The 16,550-nt window shown below is 67.0% G+C and carries 13 protein-coding genes and 1 pseudogene; 6 read left to right on the top strand and 8 right to left on the bottom strand.

Annotated features, from left to right (window positions below):
• Positions 1–181: 181 nt before the first annotated feature.
• Positions 182–1,315, top strand: coding sequence for an LpqN/LpqT family lipoprotein (locus G6N68_RS27995; protein WP_163719400.1), 1,134 nt, complete (start codon positions 182–184; stop codon positions 1,313–1,315).
• 49 nt (positions 1,316–1,364) lie between these two features.
• Positions 1,365–1,718 carry a hypothetical protein gene (locus G6N68_RS27990; RefSeq protein ID WP_163719399.1) on the top strand — a complete coding sequence of 118 codons (354 nt, stop codon included), beginning with the start codon at positions 1,365–1,367 and terminating at the stop codon, positions 1,716–1,718.
• A 16-nt stretch (positions 1,719–1,734) separates the two neighbouring features.
• Here the strand turns inward: G6N68_RS27990 and G6N68_RS27985 are convergent, their stop codons facing one another.
• Complete coding sequence (locus tag G6N68_RS27985; protein WP_163720010.1) at positions 1,735–2,343, bottom strand: YqgE/AlgH family protein; 609 nt, start codon at positions 2,341–2,343, stop codon at positions 1,735–1,737.
• 116 nt (positions 2,344–2,459) lie between these two features.
• Here G6N68_RS27985 and G6N68_RS27980 point away from each other — a divergent pair, with 116 nt between their 5' ends.
• From G6N68_RS27980 to G6N68_RS27970, 3 genes and pseudogenes are all read left to right on the top strand, one after another.
• Positions 2,460–3,812 carry an MFS transporter gene (locus G6N68_RS27980; protein WP_163719398.1) on the top strand — a complete coding sequence of 451 codons (1,353 nt, stop codon included), beginning with the start codon at positions 2,460–2,462 and terminating at the stop codon, positions 3,810–3,812.
• Positions 3,784–4,557 (top strand): TIGR03084 family metal-binding protein, encoded by a 774-nt coding sequence (locus G6N68_RS27975; protein WP_163719397.1) that lies wholly within the window; start codon positions 3,784–3,786, stop codon positions 4,555–4,557. The genes G6N68_RS27980 and G6N68_RS27975 overlap by 29 nt, the downstream gene beginning before the upstream one ends.
• A 365-nt stretch (positions 4,558–4,922) precedes the next feature.
• A pseudogene (locus G6N68_RS27970) lies at positions 4,923–7,480 on the top strand (PE family protein).
• An 8-nt stretch (positions 7,481–7,488) separates the two neighbouring features.
• Here G6N68_RS27970 and G6N68_RS27965 read toward each other — a convergent pair.
• The 5 genes from G6N68_RS27965 to G6N68_RS27945 form a co-directional block, all read right to left on the bottom strand.
• The gene (locus tag G6N68_RS27965; protein WP_163719396.1) at positions 7,489–8,676 is read right to left on the bottom strand and encodes a PPE domain-containing protein; all 1,188 of its coding nucleotides are present in this window, start codon (positions 8,674–8,676) and stop codon (positions 7,489–7,491) included.
• A 13-nt stretch (positions 8,677–8,689) separates the two neighbouring features.
• Positions 8,690–8,995: a PE domain-containing protein gene (locus G6N68_RS27960; RefSeq protein WP_205351540.1), complete on the bottom strand. Its 306-nt coding sequence runs from the start codon at positions 8,993–8,995 to the stop codon at positions 8,690–8,692.
• 82 nt (positions 8,996–9,077) lie between these two features.
• Positions 9,078–13,160 (bottom strand): type VII secretion protein EccCa, encoded by a 4,083-nt coding sequence (eccCa, locus tag G6N68_RS27955; protein ID WP_163719395.1) that lies wholly within the window; start codon positions 13,158–13,160, stop codon positions 9,078–9,080.
• A 3-nt stretch (positions 13,161–13,163) separates the two neighbouring features.
• The gene (gene eccB, locus G6N68_RS27950; RefSeq protein WP_163719394.1) at positions 13,164–14,651 is read right to left on the bottom strand and encodes a type VII secretion protein EccB; all 1,488 of its coding nucleotides are present in this window, start codon (positions 14,649–14,651) and stop codon (positions 13,164–13,166) included.
• A 78-nt stretch (positions 14,652–14,729) separates the two neighbouring features.
• Positions 14,730–15,059 (bottom strand): DUF2710 family protein, encoded by a 330-nt coding sequence (locus G6N68_RS27945; protein ID WP_163719393.1) that lies wholly within the window; start codon positions 15,057–15,059, stop codon positions 14,730–14,732.
• Positions 15,060–15,767: 708 nt separating this feature from the next.
• Here G6N68_RS27945 and G6N68_RS30380 point away from each other — a divergent pair.
• The gene (locus G6N68_RS30380; protein ID WP_205351539.1) at positions 15,768–15,911 is read left to right on the top strand and encodes a hypothetical protein; all 144 of its coding nucleotides are present in this window, start codon (positions 15,768–15,770) and stop codon (positions 15,909–15,911) included.
• A gap of 6 nt (positions 15,912–15,917) precedes the next feature.
• Here the strand turns inward: G6N68_RS30380 and G6N68_RS27940 are convergent, their stop codons facing one another.
• Both G6N68_RS27940 and G6N68_RS27935 read right to left on the bottom strand, forming a co-directional pair.
• The gene (locus G6N68_RS27940) at positions 15,918–16,223 is read right to left on the bottom strand and encodes a DUF2694 family protein (protein WP_163719392.1); all 306 of its coding nucleotides are present in this window, start codon (positions 16,221–16,223) and stop codon (positions 15,918–15,920) included.
• Positions 16,220–16,537 carry an ESX-1 secretion-associated protein gene (locus tag G6N68_RS27935; protein WP_163719391.1) on the bottom strand — a complete coding sequence of 106 codons (318 nt, stop codon included), beginning with the start codon at positions 16,535–16,537 and terminating at the stop codon, positions 16,220–16,222. Before G6N68_RS27935 ends, G6N68_RS27940 begins: the two co-directional genes overlap by 4 nt.
• Positions 16,538–16,550 lie beyond the last annotated feature (13 nt).

Below are 16,550 nucleotides of genomic sequence, written 5' to 3'. Positions count from 1 at the left end.
ATAAGGGCGGCTCTCGCGGCCTCGGATCGCTGGGCTGGGCACGGGTTGATCTCGGTTGGGTTGCACGCCGATCAGAGGTTCATCCCAGCTCTGTTTCAAGCCTGGTCGACGCCGTCGAGCGGTAGTTACATTCAGCCTCAATGAGGGCATTGGCGCCCAGTTATTGGAGGGACCGACGCACATGATCACGAACGCGCGTACCTGGCGAGTCTTCGTCGGGGGCATGGCAGCCGGCTTCGTCGGCGTCCTGCTGCTTGCGGGCGGAAAAGCATCGGCAGATCCAGCATTCCCGGCGCCTCCCATCCCCGCCCCCGGCCCGGCGCAGCTGAGCGCCCCGCCCGTCCAGAACCTCACCGCGCTGCCCGGCGGCGTTGCCAACAACAGGCTCGCCCCGGCTCCCGCGCAGGCACCGGCCCTGGCGCCAGTCCCGGTGCAGGCGCCCGTAGCGGCACCGATTGCGCCCGCGGCACCAGCCCCCGCGGCGGCGCCCGTCCCCGTCCCTGCCGCACCGGCGCCGGGCGCGGTAGCGCCGGCCCCAGCTCCTGCCGCAGCGGCGCCCGCCGGGATAGCGCCGATGCCGCCGAGTAACACTCCGGCCATCGCGGGCACGCTGCGCGATTACTTCCACAGCAAAGGCGTCAGGCTGGAGCCGCAGCGGCCCGAGGGCTTCAACGCACTCGAGATCACCCTTCCGGTGCCCCCGCGCTGGATGCACATCCCCGACCCCAACGTGCCCGATGCGTTCGTCGTCATCGCTGACCGATTGGGCAACAGCATCTACACCTCGAACGCGCAGGTAGTGGTGTACAAACTGATCGGCGACTTCGACCCGGCCGAGGCCATCGCGCACGGCTATGTGGACAGTCAGAAACTCCTCGCCTGGCAAACCACCAATGCCTCGCTGGAGAACATGGGGACCTTCCCTTCGTCGAAAATCGAGGGCACATACCGCGAAAATGACATGACGCTCAACACCTCGCGGCGCCACGTCATCGCGACGTCCGGAACCGACAAGTACTGGGTCTCGCTGTCGGTGACCACCGCCGCCACCCAGGCGGTCAGCGATGCCCCGGCCACGGACGCCATCGTCAACGGCTTCCGCGTTGCGCCGCCGGGAACCGCCGCCGCCACCGCGCCGGCACCGGCGTCGGCGCCGGTCGCTCCTCCCGCCGCACCTTCTCGGCAGCTACCGGTTCCCGGAACGGCACCGGTGCAGCAGCCGCTCACCGGCGTGGCACCCGGTGCCGCCGCACCCGGCACCGGCCCTGCGGCCCAGCCGCCACTGGTTACCTTGGCGCCGGTACCCGGTCGCTGACGGTCGGGCCCGACGAGCGGAACGGTCGGCCAGCTCGTATTGTGAGCGCATGCTCGTCGTCGGTGTGCTGTGCATATGTGCGGCGCTAGCGGCCGCCACATTCGGAACTTGGTCCCTGTCACAACCCCGACCCGCCGACCCCACCCAGCTGGCGCTGCGCGCGATGGCGCCCACACAGCTGGCCGCGGGGGTGATGCTGGCCGCCGGGGGAGTGGTCGCGTTTGCGGCGCCCGCGCAGGCCGCCCTGGTCGTCGTGATCATCTGCATCGTGGGCGCGGTCGGCACGCTGGCTACTGGGTCGTTTCAGAGCGCGCGCTACGCGCTGAGCCGCACTGCGGCCGCCGAGCCCGAACAGGGCCCGTGCGGCGGCGTGTGCGCGGCCTGCACCCTGTCGTGCCACTAGACGGGCGGGTGCGCCGCTAGTTGCGGCTGAGGTCGATCGGGTGGGTGGCCAACAATGACAGGGGGAGCGGCTGGCGGCGCAATACCTGACCCCACAGGTCTTCTCTGGGCCCGACCAGAACGTCAGATGGCAGCCCGGACAAGACAATCCAATCGTCGCGCTCGATCTCGCCTTCGAGCTGGCCGATGGTCCATCCGGAGTATCCGGCGAAGATCCGCACGCCTTCCACCAGCGGTGCGATGGCTTCGGGGTCGGCGTCCAGGTCAACCATGACCATGCGTCCCGCGACGTGTCGCAGGCCCACCGCGTCGTCCGCTTCCGCACCGATCTTCAGCACGCCCAGACACAGGGCCGCGTCGCGCTTCACGGGGCCGCCGAGGAACATCGTCTTCGGCTTCGCCGCGATTTTGGCCCACTGCGGCAACACGTTGTAAACAGCGGTTTCGCTGGGGCGGTTGAGCACTACGCCCAAGGTGCCGCCGTCGTTGTGTTCGACGATGTAGATCACGCTGCGGCGAAACGTCGGTTCGAGGAGGTCGGTGTTGGCCAGCAGCAGGGTGCCCGCCCGTACCCGTTGGGCGGCAGGTGCGATGTAGTCCTCGGGGTCTTCCTGCGGTGCCACCAGAACATCATCGCACCATCGGCGAGAACGCCCGAGCCCATCATGCAGTCGAGAAGTATTTGTAATGTGGGTGGGGCGCCGCGGGCGTCGACGAGCCTTGCCTGCGCCCGACATTAGAAATGGGTTCTGTGATTCGCAGCCGGACGCACGCCATCGCACCCGTCGACCTGTGGCGATCGGTGCGCAGCCTGCCGGACTTCTGGCGTCTGCTGCTGGTTCGGATAACCAGTCAGTTCGGTGACGGGCTCTTCCAGGCGGGTCTAGCGGGAGCCCTGCTGTTCAATCCGGACCGCGCGACAGATCCGGTGTCGATCGCGCGAGCCTTCGCGGTGTTGTTTCTGCCGTACTCGTTGTTGGGGCCGTTCGCCGGGGCACTGATGGACCGTTGGGATCGGCGGCTGGTACTCGTCGGTGCCAACGTCGGTCGGCTGGCCTTCATCGCCGCGGTGGGCTCGATTCTGGCGTTGGGCGCCGGCGACGTGTTGCTGTTGTGCGGAGCTCTGCTGGCCAACGGTTTGGCCCGGTTCGTCAACTCGGGGCTGTCGGCTTCGTTGCCGCACGTGGTGCCACGCGAGCAGGTGGTCACGATGAATTCGGTGGCCATCGCGTCGGGAGCGATCTCGGCCTTCCTCGGCGCCAACTTCATGTTCGTACTTCGCCTCATCGTGGGCGAACGCGACAGCGGGGCATCGGTGGTGATCTTTACCGCCGCCGTTCCGGTGTTGATCGCGTTGGCGTTGTCGCTGAGGTTCGCTCCACGGGCACTGGGCCCGGACGACACCAAGCGGGCCATTCACGGGTCGGTGGTCTACGCGGTGATCACCGGTTGGGTGCACGGCGTGCGGACCGTCGTCCAGTTGCCGTCGGTGGGTGCGGCGCTGTCCGGTTTGGCCGCACACCGGATGGTCGTCGGGATCAATTCGCTGATCATCTTGTTGCTGGTGCACCACCTGGGAGGCGGGGAAACCGAAGGGTTGGGCACCGCGGTGATGTTCTTCGCAGCCACCGGCCTGGGCGCCTTCCTGGCGAATGTGTTGACGCCTGGGCTGATCCGACGTTGGGGACGGTATGCAACGGCCAATTGGGCGCTGACTGCGGCTGCGGCCATCCAGCTTGCGGCCGTCGGGTTGCAACTCCCGGTGATGGTGGTGTGCGGCTTCCTGCTTGGTTTGGCTGGTCAAGTGGTCAAACTCTGCGCCGACTCGGCCATGCAGATCGATGTCGACGACGCGCTGCGAGGACACGTGTTCGCCGTACAAGACGCTCTGTTCTGGGTCGCCTTCATCGCCGCAGTGGCCGTCGCCGCCATAGCGATACCCGATGACGGGCGCGCGCCGTGGTTCGTATTCTTCGGGTCGGTGGTCTACGCGGCCGGACTCGTCGTGCACACTCTGGTCGGCCGACGGAGCAACTCGACTGCAACAGGCCTTTCGGGAGGTAATGATGGCGGGTCCGGGTCCAATAGTCGCTGACTTGGCGGCAGAGAGCGACGAGCTCGATGATCTGGTGGCGGCGCTGCCCCCAGAGGGGTGGGCGAAAGCCACGCCGGCGCCAGGGTGGACCATCGCACACCAGATCGCTCACCTGTTGTGGACCGATCGGGTGGCGCTGCTCTCGGTCACCGATGAGGACGGATTCGCAAAGGTGTTGACCGAGGCCGCGGCCGATCCCAGCGGTTTCGTCGACGCCGCCGCCGAGGAACTGGCGAAGCTTCCACCGGAAGAGCTGCTCAATGACTGGCGGGTTACCCGGCGAAGCCTGCACGACGAGTTGCAGAAGGTTACCGACGGCCGCAAGTTGCCGTGGTTCGGTCCGCCGATGAGCGCCGCGTCGATGGCCACCGCTCGGTTGATGGAGACCTGGGCGCACGGTCTCGACGTCGCCGACGCGCTCGGTGTCACACGACCCGCGACTGCGCGGCTTCGGTCTATCGCGCACCTCGGGGTCCGGACTCGCGACTACTCCTATGTGGTCAACAATCTGACTCCGCCCAGCGAACCCTTCTTGGTCGAGTTGCGCGGGCCCGACGGCGACATCTGGTCGTGGGGGCCGTCCGATGCGGCCCAGCGGGTGACCGGATCCGCCGAGGACTTCTGCTACCTGGTGACGCAGCGGCGTGCGCTGAAGACGCTCGATCTGACGGCCGAGGGGGAGGACGCGCAGCGGTGGTTGTCGATCGCGCAAGCCTTCGCGGGCCCGCCCGGCCCGGGGCGATGAGCGCGCGTAGCGCGCGAAGAGAGCTTGGGCCGTAAGGCTTGAGCCTGGGGCGATGAGCGCGCGCAGCGCGCGAAGAGAGACCGGGCCGTAACAGCTGAGCGCTGGGCGATGAGCGCGCGCAGCGCGCGAAGAGAGACCGGGCCGTAACAGCTTGAGCCCGGGGCGATGAGCGCGAGGCGGAGCCCTTAGCCCTGCCTCGCCGCCTGTGCATTTTGCCCAATAACCCGGGTTTGCAGCGCTCCGACGCTGGCGCTCTGCACATACCGCAGGAAGAAGCGGGACCTTATCGTCCGACAAAACATCGCCTAGCGGCGCTGGTGATCGTCCTTGTCCCTGCCAATGTGTTCGTACTTGAGGGGTTCTAAATGTCGTTCGTGAATGTGCTTCCAGACTGGGTCGCTACAGCTGCGGCAGACGCGGCTTCGATCGGTTCGACTCTGAACGCCGTCAACGCCGCAGTTGCCGAGCCCACCACGGCGCTGGCGGTCGCCGCCGCTGATGAGGTGTCAGCGGCCGTCGCCGCGTTGTTCAGCAACCATGCGCTCGAGTACCAGGCTGCGAGCGCTCAGGCGTCCGCATTCCACGAGCAGTTCGTCCAAGCCTTAACGGCAAGTGCTGGCGCGTATGGCAGCGCCGAGACTGCCAACATCCAGCAGCTGGTGCTGGACACGGTCAACGCTCCGACGATGGCGCTGTTCGGCCGTCCGTTGATCGGCGACGGCGCCAACGGGGGGACCACGTCCGAGGGAGTTGGCCTGCCGGGTGGGGCAGGCGGTTTGTTGTACGGCAACGGGGGCGCCGGTGGCAACAGCACCGCCCCCGGGGTGGCCGGGGGTGCCGGGGGGTCCGCTGGATTGATCGGTCATGGCGGGGCCGGGGTGCCGGTGGGGCCGGTGACTTCTTCGGCAATGGCGGTGCCGGTGGGGCCGGCGGCAATGGCGGTTGGTTGTACGGCAACGGCGGTGCCGGGGGCGCCGGTGGCATCGGTGGCCTTCCCGGCGGGTCTGGCGGTGCCGGCGGAGCCGGTGGACGCGCCTGGCTGATCGGGGCCGGCGGGGCCGGCGGGGCTGGCGCCGCCGGTGCTGAAGGCGAGTTCGGAGCCGGCGGGAACGGCGGTCACGGCGGCAACGGTGGCCAGGGCGGATGGCTGTATGGCTCCGGCGGTGCCGGTGCGGATGGCGGCGCCGCCGGATCCGAATCCGGGGCCGCGGGGGGCCATGGCGGATCTGGGGGCGCCGGCGGCGCCACTGGATTAATCGGTGATGGCGGTGCAGGCGGTCATGCCGGCAGCGGAGGTGCAGGCGGCAACGGCCAGAACGCCGCCAACGGCGGCGACGGCGGCAGCGGGGGCAACGGTGGCGCGGGCGCCGCTGGCGGATGGCTGTTCGGCAGCGGCGGCCAGGGCGGCAACGCCGGAAACGGTGGCGACGCTGGCCACGGCGGACTCGGACTTCAGATAGCCAGCGGTGCCGGTGGTCACGGCGGAGCCGGCGGCGCCGGCGGAGTCGGCGGCAGCGCGCGCCTGCTCGGCGGAGGCGGGACGGGCGGACACGCCGGGTCGGGCGGCAACGGCGGCAACGGGGGCGCTCAGCTCCCCAGCCCCGGTGACCCCGGCTCCGCCGGGAACGGCGGTGCGGGCGGTGCTGGGGGAGCCGGCGGAAACGGTGGCTGGCTGTACGGCAACGCGGGTAACGGCGGCAACGCCGGCGCCGGTGGTAACGGCGGGGACGGGCCCGAAATCTATGAAAGCGGTGGCGGCGAGCACGGCGGTGCGGGCGGATTCGGTGGAGCCGGCGGTGCGGGGGGAGCTGGCGGCAACGCCGGACTGATCGGGGCCGGCGGCAACGGCGGCGACGCAGGCGCGGGCGGCAACGGCGGTTGGGGAGGCGGTGGGGGTGACACGTCCACCTTCATCAACGAGGCGGGCGGGGCCGGCGGGACGGGAGGCGCCGGAGGCATCGGCGGTTCAGGCGGCAGCGGCGGCAGCGGCGGTTGGCTGTATGGCAGCGGCGGAGCCGGCGGGGCGGGCGGAACAGGTGGCTGGGGCGGCGGAGGCGGCTACGGCGGCAGGGTACAGGCCGACTTCGACGGCTTCGGGGGGATCGGCGGCGCCGGCGCGATCGGCGGCGCCGGTGGGGCCGGCGGCTCGGGCGGAGCCGGCGGAGCTGGCGGGTGGCTCTTCGGCAACGGCGGCGCAGGCGGCTCCGCCGGTGCCGGCGGCAATGGTGGCTGGGGTGGCGACGGCGGCTTCCGCGTCGGCAACATGGGCTCGACGGGCGGCGCAGGCGGTAGCGGCGGTGCCGGCGGCGCCGGCGGCAACGCCGGGGTCGGCGGCACAGGTGGCAGCGGCGGACGGATTCTGGGCCACGGTGGGGCCGGCGGAGCGGCCGCAGACGGCGGTTTCGGTGGGTATGGCGGTGGCGGCGGCTGGCGCTTTGGCGGAGACGGCGGGGTCGGCGGGACCGGCGGGGTCGGCGGCGTCGGTGGGCGCGGCGGGATCGGCGGCACCGGCGGATCGGCCGGGTTCGTCTACGGCAATGGCGGCGCCGGGGGAGCCGCTGGCCACGGTGGTGACGGCGGATATGGCGGCCAAGGCGGGTTGGGTACCTCTGGCGGTGCTGGCGGGGCCGGGGGCACGGGCGGATCCGGTGGGAACGGCGGCGACGGCGGTCGTGGCGCTCAGCAGTTCGGCAACGGAGGCTCCGGCGGCAGTGCTGGAACCGGCGGATTCGGCGGTATCGGCGGCGACGGCGGAGGCAGCGAAGCAGGCCACGGCGGATCCGGCGGCACCGGCGGGACCGGGGGAATCGGCGGGCACGGCGGCGTCGGCGCCACCGGCGGCATGCTGATCGGTCACACTGGCGCCAGCCCTGCCAGCGGGTACAACGGCGACAGCGGCGCGTCCGGCAAGGGCGGTCAGTGACGGCGGAGCTAACGGCGGGGGTCCGTAAGGTCTCCCGCAACGACAACCCGTGCACGCGTCACCGCGTCCTTGTCGGATTCGGTGCCGTTACCTCGGGCCAGCATGCCGGCCGGCGTCATCGGCATGGGGGCACCGCCTAGCCCGGTCGATACCGTAGGGCCGCGCAACTCCGCGGCGTTGAGAACACCGGCGCGCAAGCTGGTTGGCCTGCCGCCCGGCTCGAAGCTGCTGGTGGGTCGGGTGTAACTGGTCAATCCGGCACCGGGAAGACCGGGACCGCCGCCCGCACCGCCACCTCCCGAGGCACCGCCCGCACCGGCGACGGGCGCGATCCCGGCCCCGGCCACGCTCGGCGTCCCCGTCCCCGCGGGAAACATCCCGCCCATACCGATCGCCCGCATCATGCCCTGGGGCAGGCCGGTGAACCCCTGCGCGGCCTGCATCGGCGCTTGGCCCAGTTGTTTGAACGGTTCGGCGACACCCGACACCATCTGCAGCGGTTCCTGCATCAACGAGCCGAGCTGCCGGGCGCCCGTGTCGGCCGGACCAGTGGTCTGGCCCGCGAGCTGCGCCGCCTGGGTCGACGCTTGCGCCGCGTTGTGCATCCCGGCCTGGCCCGCACTCTGGGCCACTGCTTGTGCCGCCGCCGCCGGCGCGGCCGGCGATGCGCCCACTGGGGCCGGCGGCGGGGGAACGGCCAGTGCCGCGGTCAACGCGCTCAGCGCGGCTGAGTAGGTCCAACCCACACTCGAGTTGTGCGGCCAGTGCTCGCCGAAATACTCCGTATCGCGCTCAACTATCGCCGGGGTGTTTTGGCCGAAGAAGTTGGTGCCATTCAGTACCGCCCACTCGTCGCGGTTGGTCTGCGAGATCACTGACGGAATCACCGAGGACCGCGCCAGCGCGAAGGCTTCGACCGCGGCCTGGGTGACGCTAATTTTCTCGGCGGTCCAACCGACCAGCGTCTGCAACCCGGCGTTGAGTCCGGTCGCGGTCAGCATGGAGCAGACTGCGCCGACGCCTTGCCACTGCGCAGCTGTCGCCAAGGCGTTGACTTCGGACAGCCCCTCCGCGAGCTCTTCGTTGGCGGTCTCGGTGACCCATACGACGTTGTTGGCGATCACCGAGGCCGGAGAACCCGCCTCAAATATCGCCGCGACAACCTCGGGGGGACCTGTCCACCTGGGATCGGGCATGTCAGAACCGCTCCTACAGCGCGGTAGCCGCTGCGCGGACCGCCTCCGCGGCTACATTGGCCGCCGACGCCAAGCCTTGCGCACCCGAGAAGGCCACGCGTTGGCCGATGTGCTCGCCGGCCGTTGCGATGTATGCGGCTCCCGCGGCGTTCAAGGCCGCTGCGAACTCAATCGAGTCGACATCCGTCGCCATCGGCACAACGCCGGTGAGCGCAGCAGCCCCGGCGGCGGTGGTCGCCGCCATCTCCTCGCTGATCCCGGCCTCCACGGCTGCGGACAAATCGACGGCACCCGGAACCATGCCGAACACGCCACTCATATTCATTGCCTCCCAACTGATTTGCTCCGCTGCCCGAGGGCGAAGGCGTCTGAGTCTAGAACCGGGCACGCCACCTGTCGATTCAGGTTTGTGGCTCTCCGACCAGCACTCCCTCCATCACGCCGTCGGTCGTGACGAGGAGGCCACGTCCCGGCGGGAATTGTTGCGCGCTAGTCCTTCCGAACACCTTCACCGCCGCCGGATCGTTGTCCATGAACAAGGTCGGCGCCCGCGAACCCGTCATCCTCTGCAAGAACGGGTTGGTCACCGAAACGCCCGCCCAGTTCCCAGGCAACCGAGAAGCGAACACGTGCAGGCCAATCTCGCGGCCACGTTCGATCAACCCCCACAGCGGGGCGGTCGCAGCGCCCTTACCCACCACACCGTGCGGCCGAAGTTCCTGCTCATCGTCGATCAGGATGAAATGGTGCGGTCCCTCCCAGTCGCCTCGGGTGAGCAGCTGTTGTTGACTTAAGCCTGACGGCGGCAGGCGATCGCGCAGGACCTGCGCGAGTTCTGCGATCACGGTGTCGATGTCATCGGCGGTATAGGCGTATGCCCGCACATGGTCGCCCTGGACCCTGCCGATGAGCGACGTCTTGGGGTCGATGATGGTGATTTGGGCCTGCTCTGGCGTCAGGCGTTCGACGATCGTCTTGCCAAGAGCGGCCAAAGCCGTTGTCTTGCCGCATGATTGCCGACCAACAATCAGCAGGTTCGGCACGACTCTGGTGGGCAATGCGACTGGGCGCAAAGCGGTTTCGCCAATCGCGAACGGGATGTTCAACGGGTCTACCGAGGCCGGGTTCGTCGCAAAAGCTGCGGCCACTTCGTCGAGCGAGACTCGGCCGGGCAACCGAGCCAGTCTCTCGACGCGGCCGGCGCCGGTCAACCCGGCAACTAACGCACCGATATCGCGGGTCGCCACACGTTCGCCATCGGGCCCGACGATCTCGGGTACCCCGACCAGCAGTTCGTGGCCGTCCCGGGTCAAACCGAAGCCGGGCCGATCCAACGTGTTGCGTGCGGCCTTCTTCCGCTCGAAGCCCTGGCCCATCTGGGTTTCGTCTGGATTGCTGAGCCGCAACTGAATTCGCGCGTTGGACACATTCACCAGTTGCTGCTTCTGGCCGACCAACCATGCCGTGGCGCTGGTCATGACGTGGACGCCGTACGACAGCCCCTGGCGGGCGATGGCGATCGCGCGGTCGCCCATGGCGGCGTTCTTGTCGTAGAAGTCGGCAAAGTTGTCGATGACGAGGAAAACATCGCCGAACTTGTCGTCGGGATCGGTGCTACCGGCACTGTCGAGGGCGGTGCCGAACCGTCTTTCCCGAAACTCGGCAATGTCGATTTGGTACTTCTTGAACGACGCTTCGCGGGCCAGGACGAGCCCCTCGATCGAAGCGATGGTGCGCGACACCCCTTCGGCATCGGTCTGGCTGACCACCGATGCCACATGCGGCAGTTCTTCGACGGCATGCAGCGAGGCGCCGATGCAGAAGAATGTTACTCGTTCGGGCCGATACATCAACGCCGCAGACGTCATCAACGTCATTAGGGTGGTGGACTTTCCGCGTTGCGCCGTCGCGACCACCATGATGTTGTCCATCTCGGCATCGACGGCATGCACACGCTGGGCGTGCTCCTCGGGAATGTCCACAATCCCCAACGGAAACACCAGGCCGTGGTTGTCGCCGTAGTCGGCGTTCCACGGCTTGCCTCTCCAGCGCGCTACCAATGCATCGATCGGTTCGCTGACTTCCAAAGGCGGCAACCAGATCTGGTGCGGTGGCCGCACGGGATGCGATACCAGTGACTCTCGGATCACGTCCACGAGTTTCATCTTGCGGAACCCGTCGGAATGGAAAAGGAATTCGTCGGGTTCCTCGGGCTGCTCGGCCGTCGCCAACGCTGCACTGTCGGCATCACTAAGCGGTTGGTATTCCCAGGTATAGGAACGTGGTTGGGAGAAGTTCACGGAAATCGGCGTGCTCACGTTGGTCACCGGCTTCGGCACCACAAATGGGGCCGATACGTAGAAGCACCGGAACTGTTCGAGGTCGCGCGGGCCCACCTTGAGCAGCGCGTAACCGTTCTCCTTCGACGGCAGGTGAAGAGCAGCGTCGCTACCAATCACATCGCGAGAGTCTTCGGCGGTTTCCGCGCGCAGGGCCACCCGGAATGCGATGTTGCTCTTGGCCTTGCTCAGTGACGACAAATCTAGTCGCTGTCCGCCGAGCGTGAAGAACACGTTGCAGCCGCGGCCTTCCTGTCCGATGTGGATGACCAGATCGATCCACTCGGGATGGTGTATGAACAGCTCGAGGTACTCGTCGATGATCACCAGCAGAATCGGAACTGGCTCTAGATCCCGTCCGGCGAGTCGCATCTCCTCATACTCATTCGCGTCGCGGGCGCCAGCATCCTTGAAAAGCCGGTAACGTCTCGCGATCTCGCCGTTGATGGCCTTGCGCATGCGTTCCGCCAGATGGCGGTCATCTTTGCCGAGATTCGACAACGAGCCCGCGACGTGCGGAAACCCCTGCAGGTCCTGAGCCGCCGACTCGAACTTCATGTCGACGAAGATCACGATGAACGTCTCCGGCGAGTGAGTCAGCGCGATCCCGCTGCACAACGACAAGAAGTATTCCGACTTACCTGATCCGGAGGTGCCGATTACCACCGAGTGGAAGCCATAGCCACCAAAGTCTTTGGCGCGCAGTATCACGTATTGCAGCTCTCCGCTTTGCTTCACCCCCACGGGCACCATGGCCCACTTCGAGTCGCCCCGACCTCGGCTCTCGGCCCAGAGCCGGTCGACGTCGAGGTCTCGCGGATCGGCTATCCCCAATGCCCGCAGCAATTCCCCAGCTTGACTGTCGGTTTCGGCGAGCTCCCCAGCACTCATCGGCGCCCACCTCGCCAGCGCCCGCGCATACCGGTTGGCGGTGCTGTCGGCCAGAGTGTCCGCCACGGCGTAGAAGGTGCCGCGATGCGTGAGCCTGCCTTCGCGCACTACGAACCGTTGCGACTCGTCGGCGAATCCGACACCGGTGCCAACCCGGGTTGCCAACCGCAGCACCGTGATTCCGGCCATACCCTTCTGTCCGGTCACACCTTCCCATTGTTCGGGTGTGCCCACGTTGTCGTCCACGATCACCCAGTGCGGACCCAACGACATGCCCGCCTCGATGGGAGAGGGCATCGAGGTTGGACTCGACCCGACCGGCGGCGCCCAAGGGCCGCGCCCCTTACGGTGCAGCTCCGCATCGAGCGACTCTTCCAGCTCGGTGGGCGACGCGAATACCAAGCGGCGCAACCCGCATGCGTCGAACATCTCGTCGTGCTGGTTGTGCGGCAGCCACACCAACCAAGACCACAGTTCGGGATGACGGGTGACCACCATGATCTTGAGGTCGTCAGGGCTGTGGTAGACCGCCAGCGAACACAGGATCGAGCGCGCCAGGCTGTGCAGTTCGTTCGGGTCATCGGCGATCACGCTGAATCCGGGTTTGGATCGCAGACTCAGCACTTTGCCGATCCCGCGAATCTTGCTCTGTTCGAGGATGAAATCCCGGAGCGCACCGCCGGTCACGGGTTCGAGTTCTTCGCCGATGGGCACGTCCGGCCACTGCAGGGTCACCGCGGACTCGCTGGCCTGCTGCACCCCAATCCCCAGCCGCACGTCCAGGAAGTCGGTGTCGTTCGGGCGCCGCTCCCACATCCGCGGACTTCCGATGACCGTTTCCAGCTTCTGTGGGTCGCAGTGCACGAAAAGCTGTGCCCGCCGTTGGTTTTGGCCAGCCCGCTGCACCTCTTCCCGGTCGTCGTCGAGTTGGCGCAGGTAGCTGCGGCGCAGTTTCTCCTGTTCACCCCAGGTGATTCGACGTCCGCGGCCGAACCGCCCACCGAACATGAGTGCGCCGAAGCCGACCAACCCCATCATCGGGAAGACACCCGACTGCAATGAGCGGACACCCGACGCATACATCACCACCAGCGTCCCGACGATCCCTATCAGCAGCGCCGGTAGCGCGATCATCAGCAAGATGTTTCGCGGTTCACGTTCGGGCAACGCCAGCGGCGCTCCGACCGCCACGCGTACCGGCGCCACACTCGGAACGGGAGCCCGCGTCGAGCGGATGAAGCCTCGCTTCGACATCGGCTACCTTTCAGCTTCGTTCGAGTCGGGAAGGGGCCCCACCGCACCGCCGGCCGAAATTGCATCGCGGGCAACCAGTGCCGCGTCGCGGCTGATCGCCGGCCCCGATGCAAAGGTGCGCACTATCGGCCATGGCGCCTGTGCGGCTATCCGGGCGCCTAGTCCCAGGGCTTGCAGGGTTCGCGGTTCGGATTGAATCCCGTACCGAACACCCTGTGGTGAAAGCCAATACAGGCTCTCTCTGCTGTCGGCGGTGACGACTCCGCTCGTCGTCGCAATCAGGTTCGTCGCACCGGGCAGGACCAGGGTCTGGTGCGCTTCGGTCGAGTCGGGATTGCGGTCGTCACGCACTAGTCGCACCACGTGGGTGTCCATGCCGACGGGGACGGGTAAACCCCGTCCGGAAATGATGGTGATCCTGGCCTGGGGGTCTCTGGATTGTTTTTCCCATCCCACACAGGTGACCGGGTTGGCCCTTGTGTCAATGAATTCCAGCCGTCCCGACGGGAAGTAGTCGACATCGAGCACATCGACGACCGGGATGTGGATCAGCTTGTCCGGTGCAACCAGAGTGGGCGCCGCCGATCCCTGCGAGTCGCGGGTCCGCAGCAAATCCGCCACGAAGCCGGTGATCTTCTGCACTCCACCCGGCAACAGGGCGTAGAAGGCGTTGATCTCGCCGCTAGCATCGCGTGACTGCAGGACAGTGCCCACCGTTGCGCCCGGCAACCAACGAGAAGGTGTCCCTGCTTCCGGAATTGGCGGCAGCGTGAGGGGTTCGGTTGACGGCATCGCGTCGAAGAGCGCGTTGGAGACGTCGATGGGGTGCGTCACCCCGAGATCGAGGCCGAGGTTGAAGATGACCGATCGGTCAGTTAGGTCGATCCGCGACCGCTGGCCGCCCCAGATCACATGAGTAGCACCGTCGTGCGTCACCAGGATTGCCTGCTTCGGGCTCATCGCAGCGGCCCGGTCCCGCGTGGTAAGTCGACCGGCGATGGCTGTCACGACCGGACCAGTGCCGGCTGCACGAGACGCGGTGTCGCACACCGACCATGCCGAAACGGCGCCGTTGGTGACAGTCAGGCTGTCGGGCACGCCGGGAATGCCGATCATCGGACCGGTTGGGTACTTGGCGATTTCGCTCGCGGTTACCCAGGTCGGCGGGGCAGCGTTGCCGACCGCGAGTCGCGCCGAAGTCAGGTTCAGGGCCGGGTAGAGGCGACCATCGAGCCGCGCGTATACCGCCCCCGTGTCACGGTTGCCGATGATGGCCGCCTGACCGATCAGGCCGGCCGGCTTCATGACGTGTAGCAAGGCCATCCACCCGACACCGAGCAACACCAACACGACCGAAAGCGCCACCGCCGCTTGTTGTTTACGGTCGTCATGTTTCATTCGCACGGAGAACCTCGTGATCGCCGCACGCAGTCGCCGGTTATAGAACAGGTGCCCCGAATTCTGGTCGCGGTTGGACAGATTAAGTGGCACAGTCGTTCTCCTTCCGGTGTCGCATGCCTCGTTGGGAGGAACCCGCCCACGATGGGGGCGGCCGCACCGACACCGGCATCACTGCGGGTGAGTGCCGTACCGTGCCCTATTCTCGGCCTCTGCCTCGTCGCGCAACGCTGCGAACGCGAGGTTCAATCTTTCGGCCAGCTCGCCATGGGCATAGCCGGTCATCACGCTCGGATGCAACGTCAACTCGAGCAATCGACCGTCGGCATTTGCGACAGCGTGTATATCGCCTAGGTCCACGCTGTACGTGACGGTTTCCGCCTGCGCGACAAGTGCTTCCCACCTGTCAGCGGCTTCGCTCAGTTCACGAAGAACCGATTCGACGAGGTCCCGGTCCCTCAGGTCGCCTTGCTCGCTGTGACCGTCCGACCCCGACACCATGACAGTATGTCCACGAGGCCCAGCCGAGTCAATTCACAAATGTATCGGATTTCCGAAAGCATGCGGAGCCGCCAACAGCATGCAGCTGATCAGCAGTGTCTAATCGACCTACGGATACCGACCTAAGACCTGGTTAATCGCGGTATTTAGCTGCGCTTGCAATAGGTCGGGTTTCGCCCCGGGGAGGCCGGTACGGGCCTTGCGGCGCGGCCACACCGAGGACTTGGTGGTGCCTCTGCCCGACGAACTCAACGAGTCACGGGGGATTACGGACGCGGCGCTGGATGGTTGCTTTGGCGCAGCTGACGCAACGTCGATTCGATCCGTCGGGCAGCCAGCCCGCGGGCGGCTTCGATAGCTTTGGCTTCTGCCTCCCGTCGGACCAAGTGATCCAATCCCGCGCGTCGGATTCCTAGCAACTCGTCGTTTGACAGCACTGGCTATTCGTTCCAGGTCGGCCTTGAGAGATTCGGCGTGCGCGGTGGTTTCGTGATTAGGAGTCGACAGCTCGCCGGGCCAGAGCCCACTTAACACCCACGCAATGCAGTCAACCGGAGGGCTGGACGTCGGAATGGTGAGGAATTCCCGGGTAGCTCGGCAGAGGCGCTGCCGCGCCTTCCGCCGACCGAAAATCACCACCGGATCAAGGTACCGTCGCCCTTTGCTGGTGAATTGTGTGGTCGATGGTGTCTGAGTAGCGTGAGTGCCATGGTCGACTCTGCGCTGCAGCAGCAACTCGACGAGGTGCGTGCTCTGCTGGGTCGCGCGCGAGAGTTGTTCGGCGCCAATCCGATCGAGCCGCCGACCGATATCGTCCCCAATCCCGACTCCGCCCGACGCTGGCTGCACTAGGGTTTTTCAGGCCCCGCGCCGGGGCATACGATGCGCCTGCAGCTTTTCGATTGCTGCGTCGAGATCGCTGGGAGTCGGAACCGCCGCCGACGGGGTATGGCCGGCGGCCACGATCTCGTCGCGCACTTCCAGCAATGCCTTCAGGCAGGACACGTCGGCGGTCAGCTGGATGGCTTCCGAGAGGGCCTCTGCATCGGTGTCCATCGCCCCATCGCTCAACGCAACGCTATGCAGGTATCCGCCCCGGCAGGAGCGAATAAGGATGTGCCCGCTTGGATGCACCGTGTCGAAGGCCGGGTTCGGTTCAGTCATCGGCCCGGCTCACCCACGTCGCGCAGGTTCTGTGACGCTTGTTGCTCATGTTGCTCCCACAGGGTTGCCGACGCCAGTAGGTTTTCGGCGAGGTCGGCGTGGTCGTCCGCTTGGCGCTGGTAACACTGGCGCCGGAGTTCGAGCAGCTCCCGTCCAGCCTCACGCAGACCGCTGAAGATCGGTCCGAGCGAGTCCAGGCTCTCCTGGATCGACGGGTGCGACGACGGAACCGTGCGAAGGTATTCGGAGGTCTGCTGATGACCTGCCGCAGCTTCGCGCAATTGCGCCGGCACCACTTGGATTCGGTCTGACATCGGCTGTCTCCCC

It is taken from the genome of Mycobacterium bourgelatii (genome assembly GCF_010723575.1).
GTDB classification, from domain to species: Bacteria; Actinomycetota; Actinomycetes; order Mycobacteriales; family Mycobacteriaceae; genus Mycobacterium; species Mycobacterium bourgelatii.
This window is presented reverse-complemented; position numbering and strand designations above follow the sequence as displayed.

What these genes read in the sequence shown, in the direction of transcription:
- G6N68_RS27965 (WP_163719396.1), bottom strand. Translation starts at nt 8,676, where the DNA reads ATGCCCGATCCCAGGTGGACAGGTCCCCCCGAGGTTGTCGCGGCGATA.
- G6N68_RS27995 (WP_163719400.1), top strand. Translation starts at nt 182, where the DNA reads ATGATCACGAACGCGCGTACCTGGCGAGTCTTCGTCGGGGGCATGGCA.
- G6N68_RS27975 (WP_163719397.1), top strand. Translation starts at nt 3,784, where the DNA reads ATGGCGGGTCCGGGTCCAATAGTCGCTGACTTGGCGGCAGAGAGCGAC.
- G6N68_RS27935 (WP_163719391.1), bottom strand. Translation starts at nt 16,537, where the DNA reads ATGTCAGACCGAATCCAAGTGGTGCCGGCGCAATTGCGCGAAGCTGCG.
- G6N68_RS27945 (WP_163719393.1), bottom strand. Translation starts at nt 15,059, where the DNA reads ATGGTGTCGGGGTCGGACGGTCACAGCGAGCAAGGCGACCTGAGGGAC.
- eccCa (WP_163719395.1), bottom strand. Translation starts at nt 13,160, where the DNA reads ATGTCGAAGCGAGGCTTCATCCGCTCGACGCGGGCTCCCGTTCCGAGT.
- G6N68_RS27940 (WP_163719392.1), bottom strand. Translation starts at nt 16,223, where the DNA reads ATGACTGAACCGAACCCGGCCTTCGACACGGTGCATCCAAGCGGGCAC.
- G6N68_RS30380 (WP_205351539.1), top strand. Translation starts at nt 15,768, where the DNA reads ATGGTCGACTCTGCGCTGCAGCAGCAACTCGACGAGGTGCGTGCTCTG.
- G6N68_RS27980 (WP_163719398.1), top strand. Translation starts at nt 2,460, where the DNA reads ATGGGTTCTGTGATTCGCAGCCGGACGCACGCCATCGCACCCGTCGAC.
- G6N68_RS27960 (WP_205351540.1), bottom strand. Translation starts at nt 8,995, where the DNA reads ATGAGTGGCGTGTTCGGCATGGTTCCGGGTGCCGTCGATTTGTCCGCA.
- G6N68_RS27990 (WP_163719399.1), top strand. Translation starts at nt 1,365, where the DNA reads ATGCTCGTCGTCGGTGTGCTGTGCATATGTGCGGCGCTAGCGGCCGCC.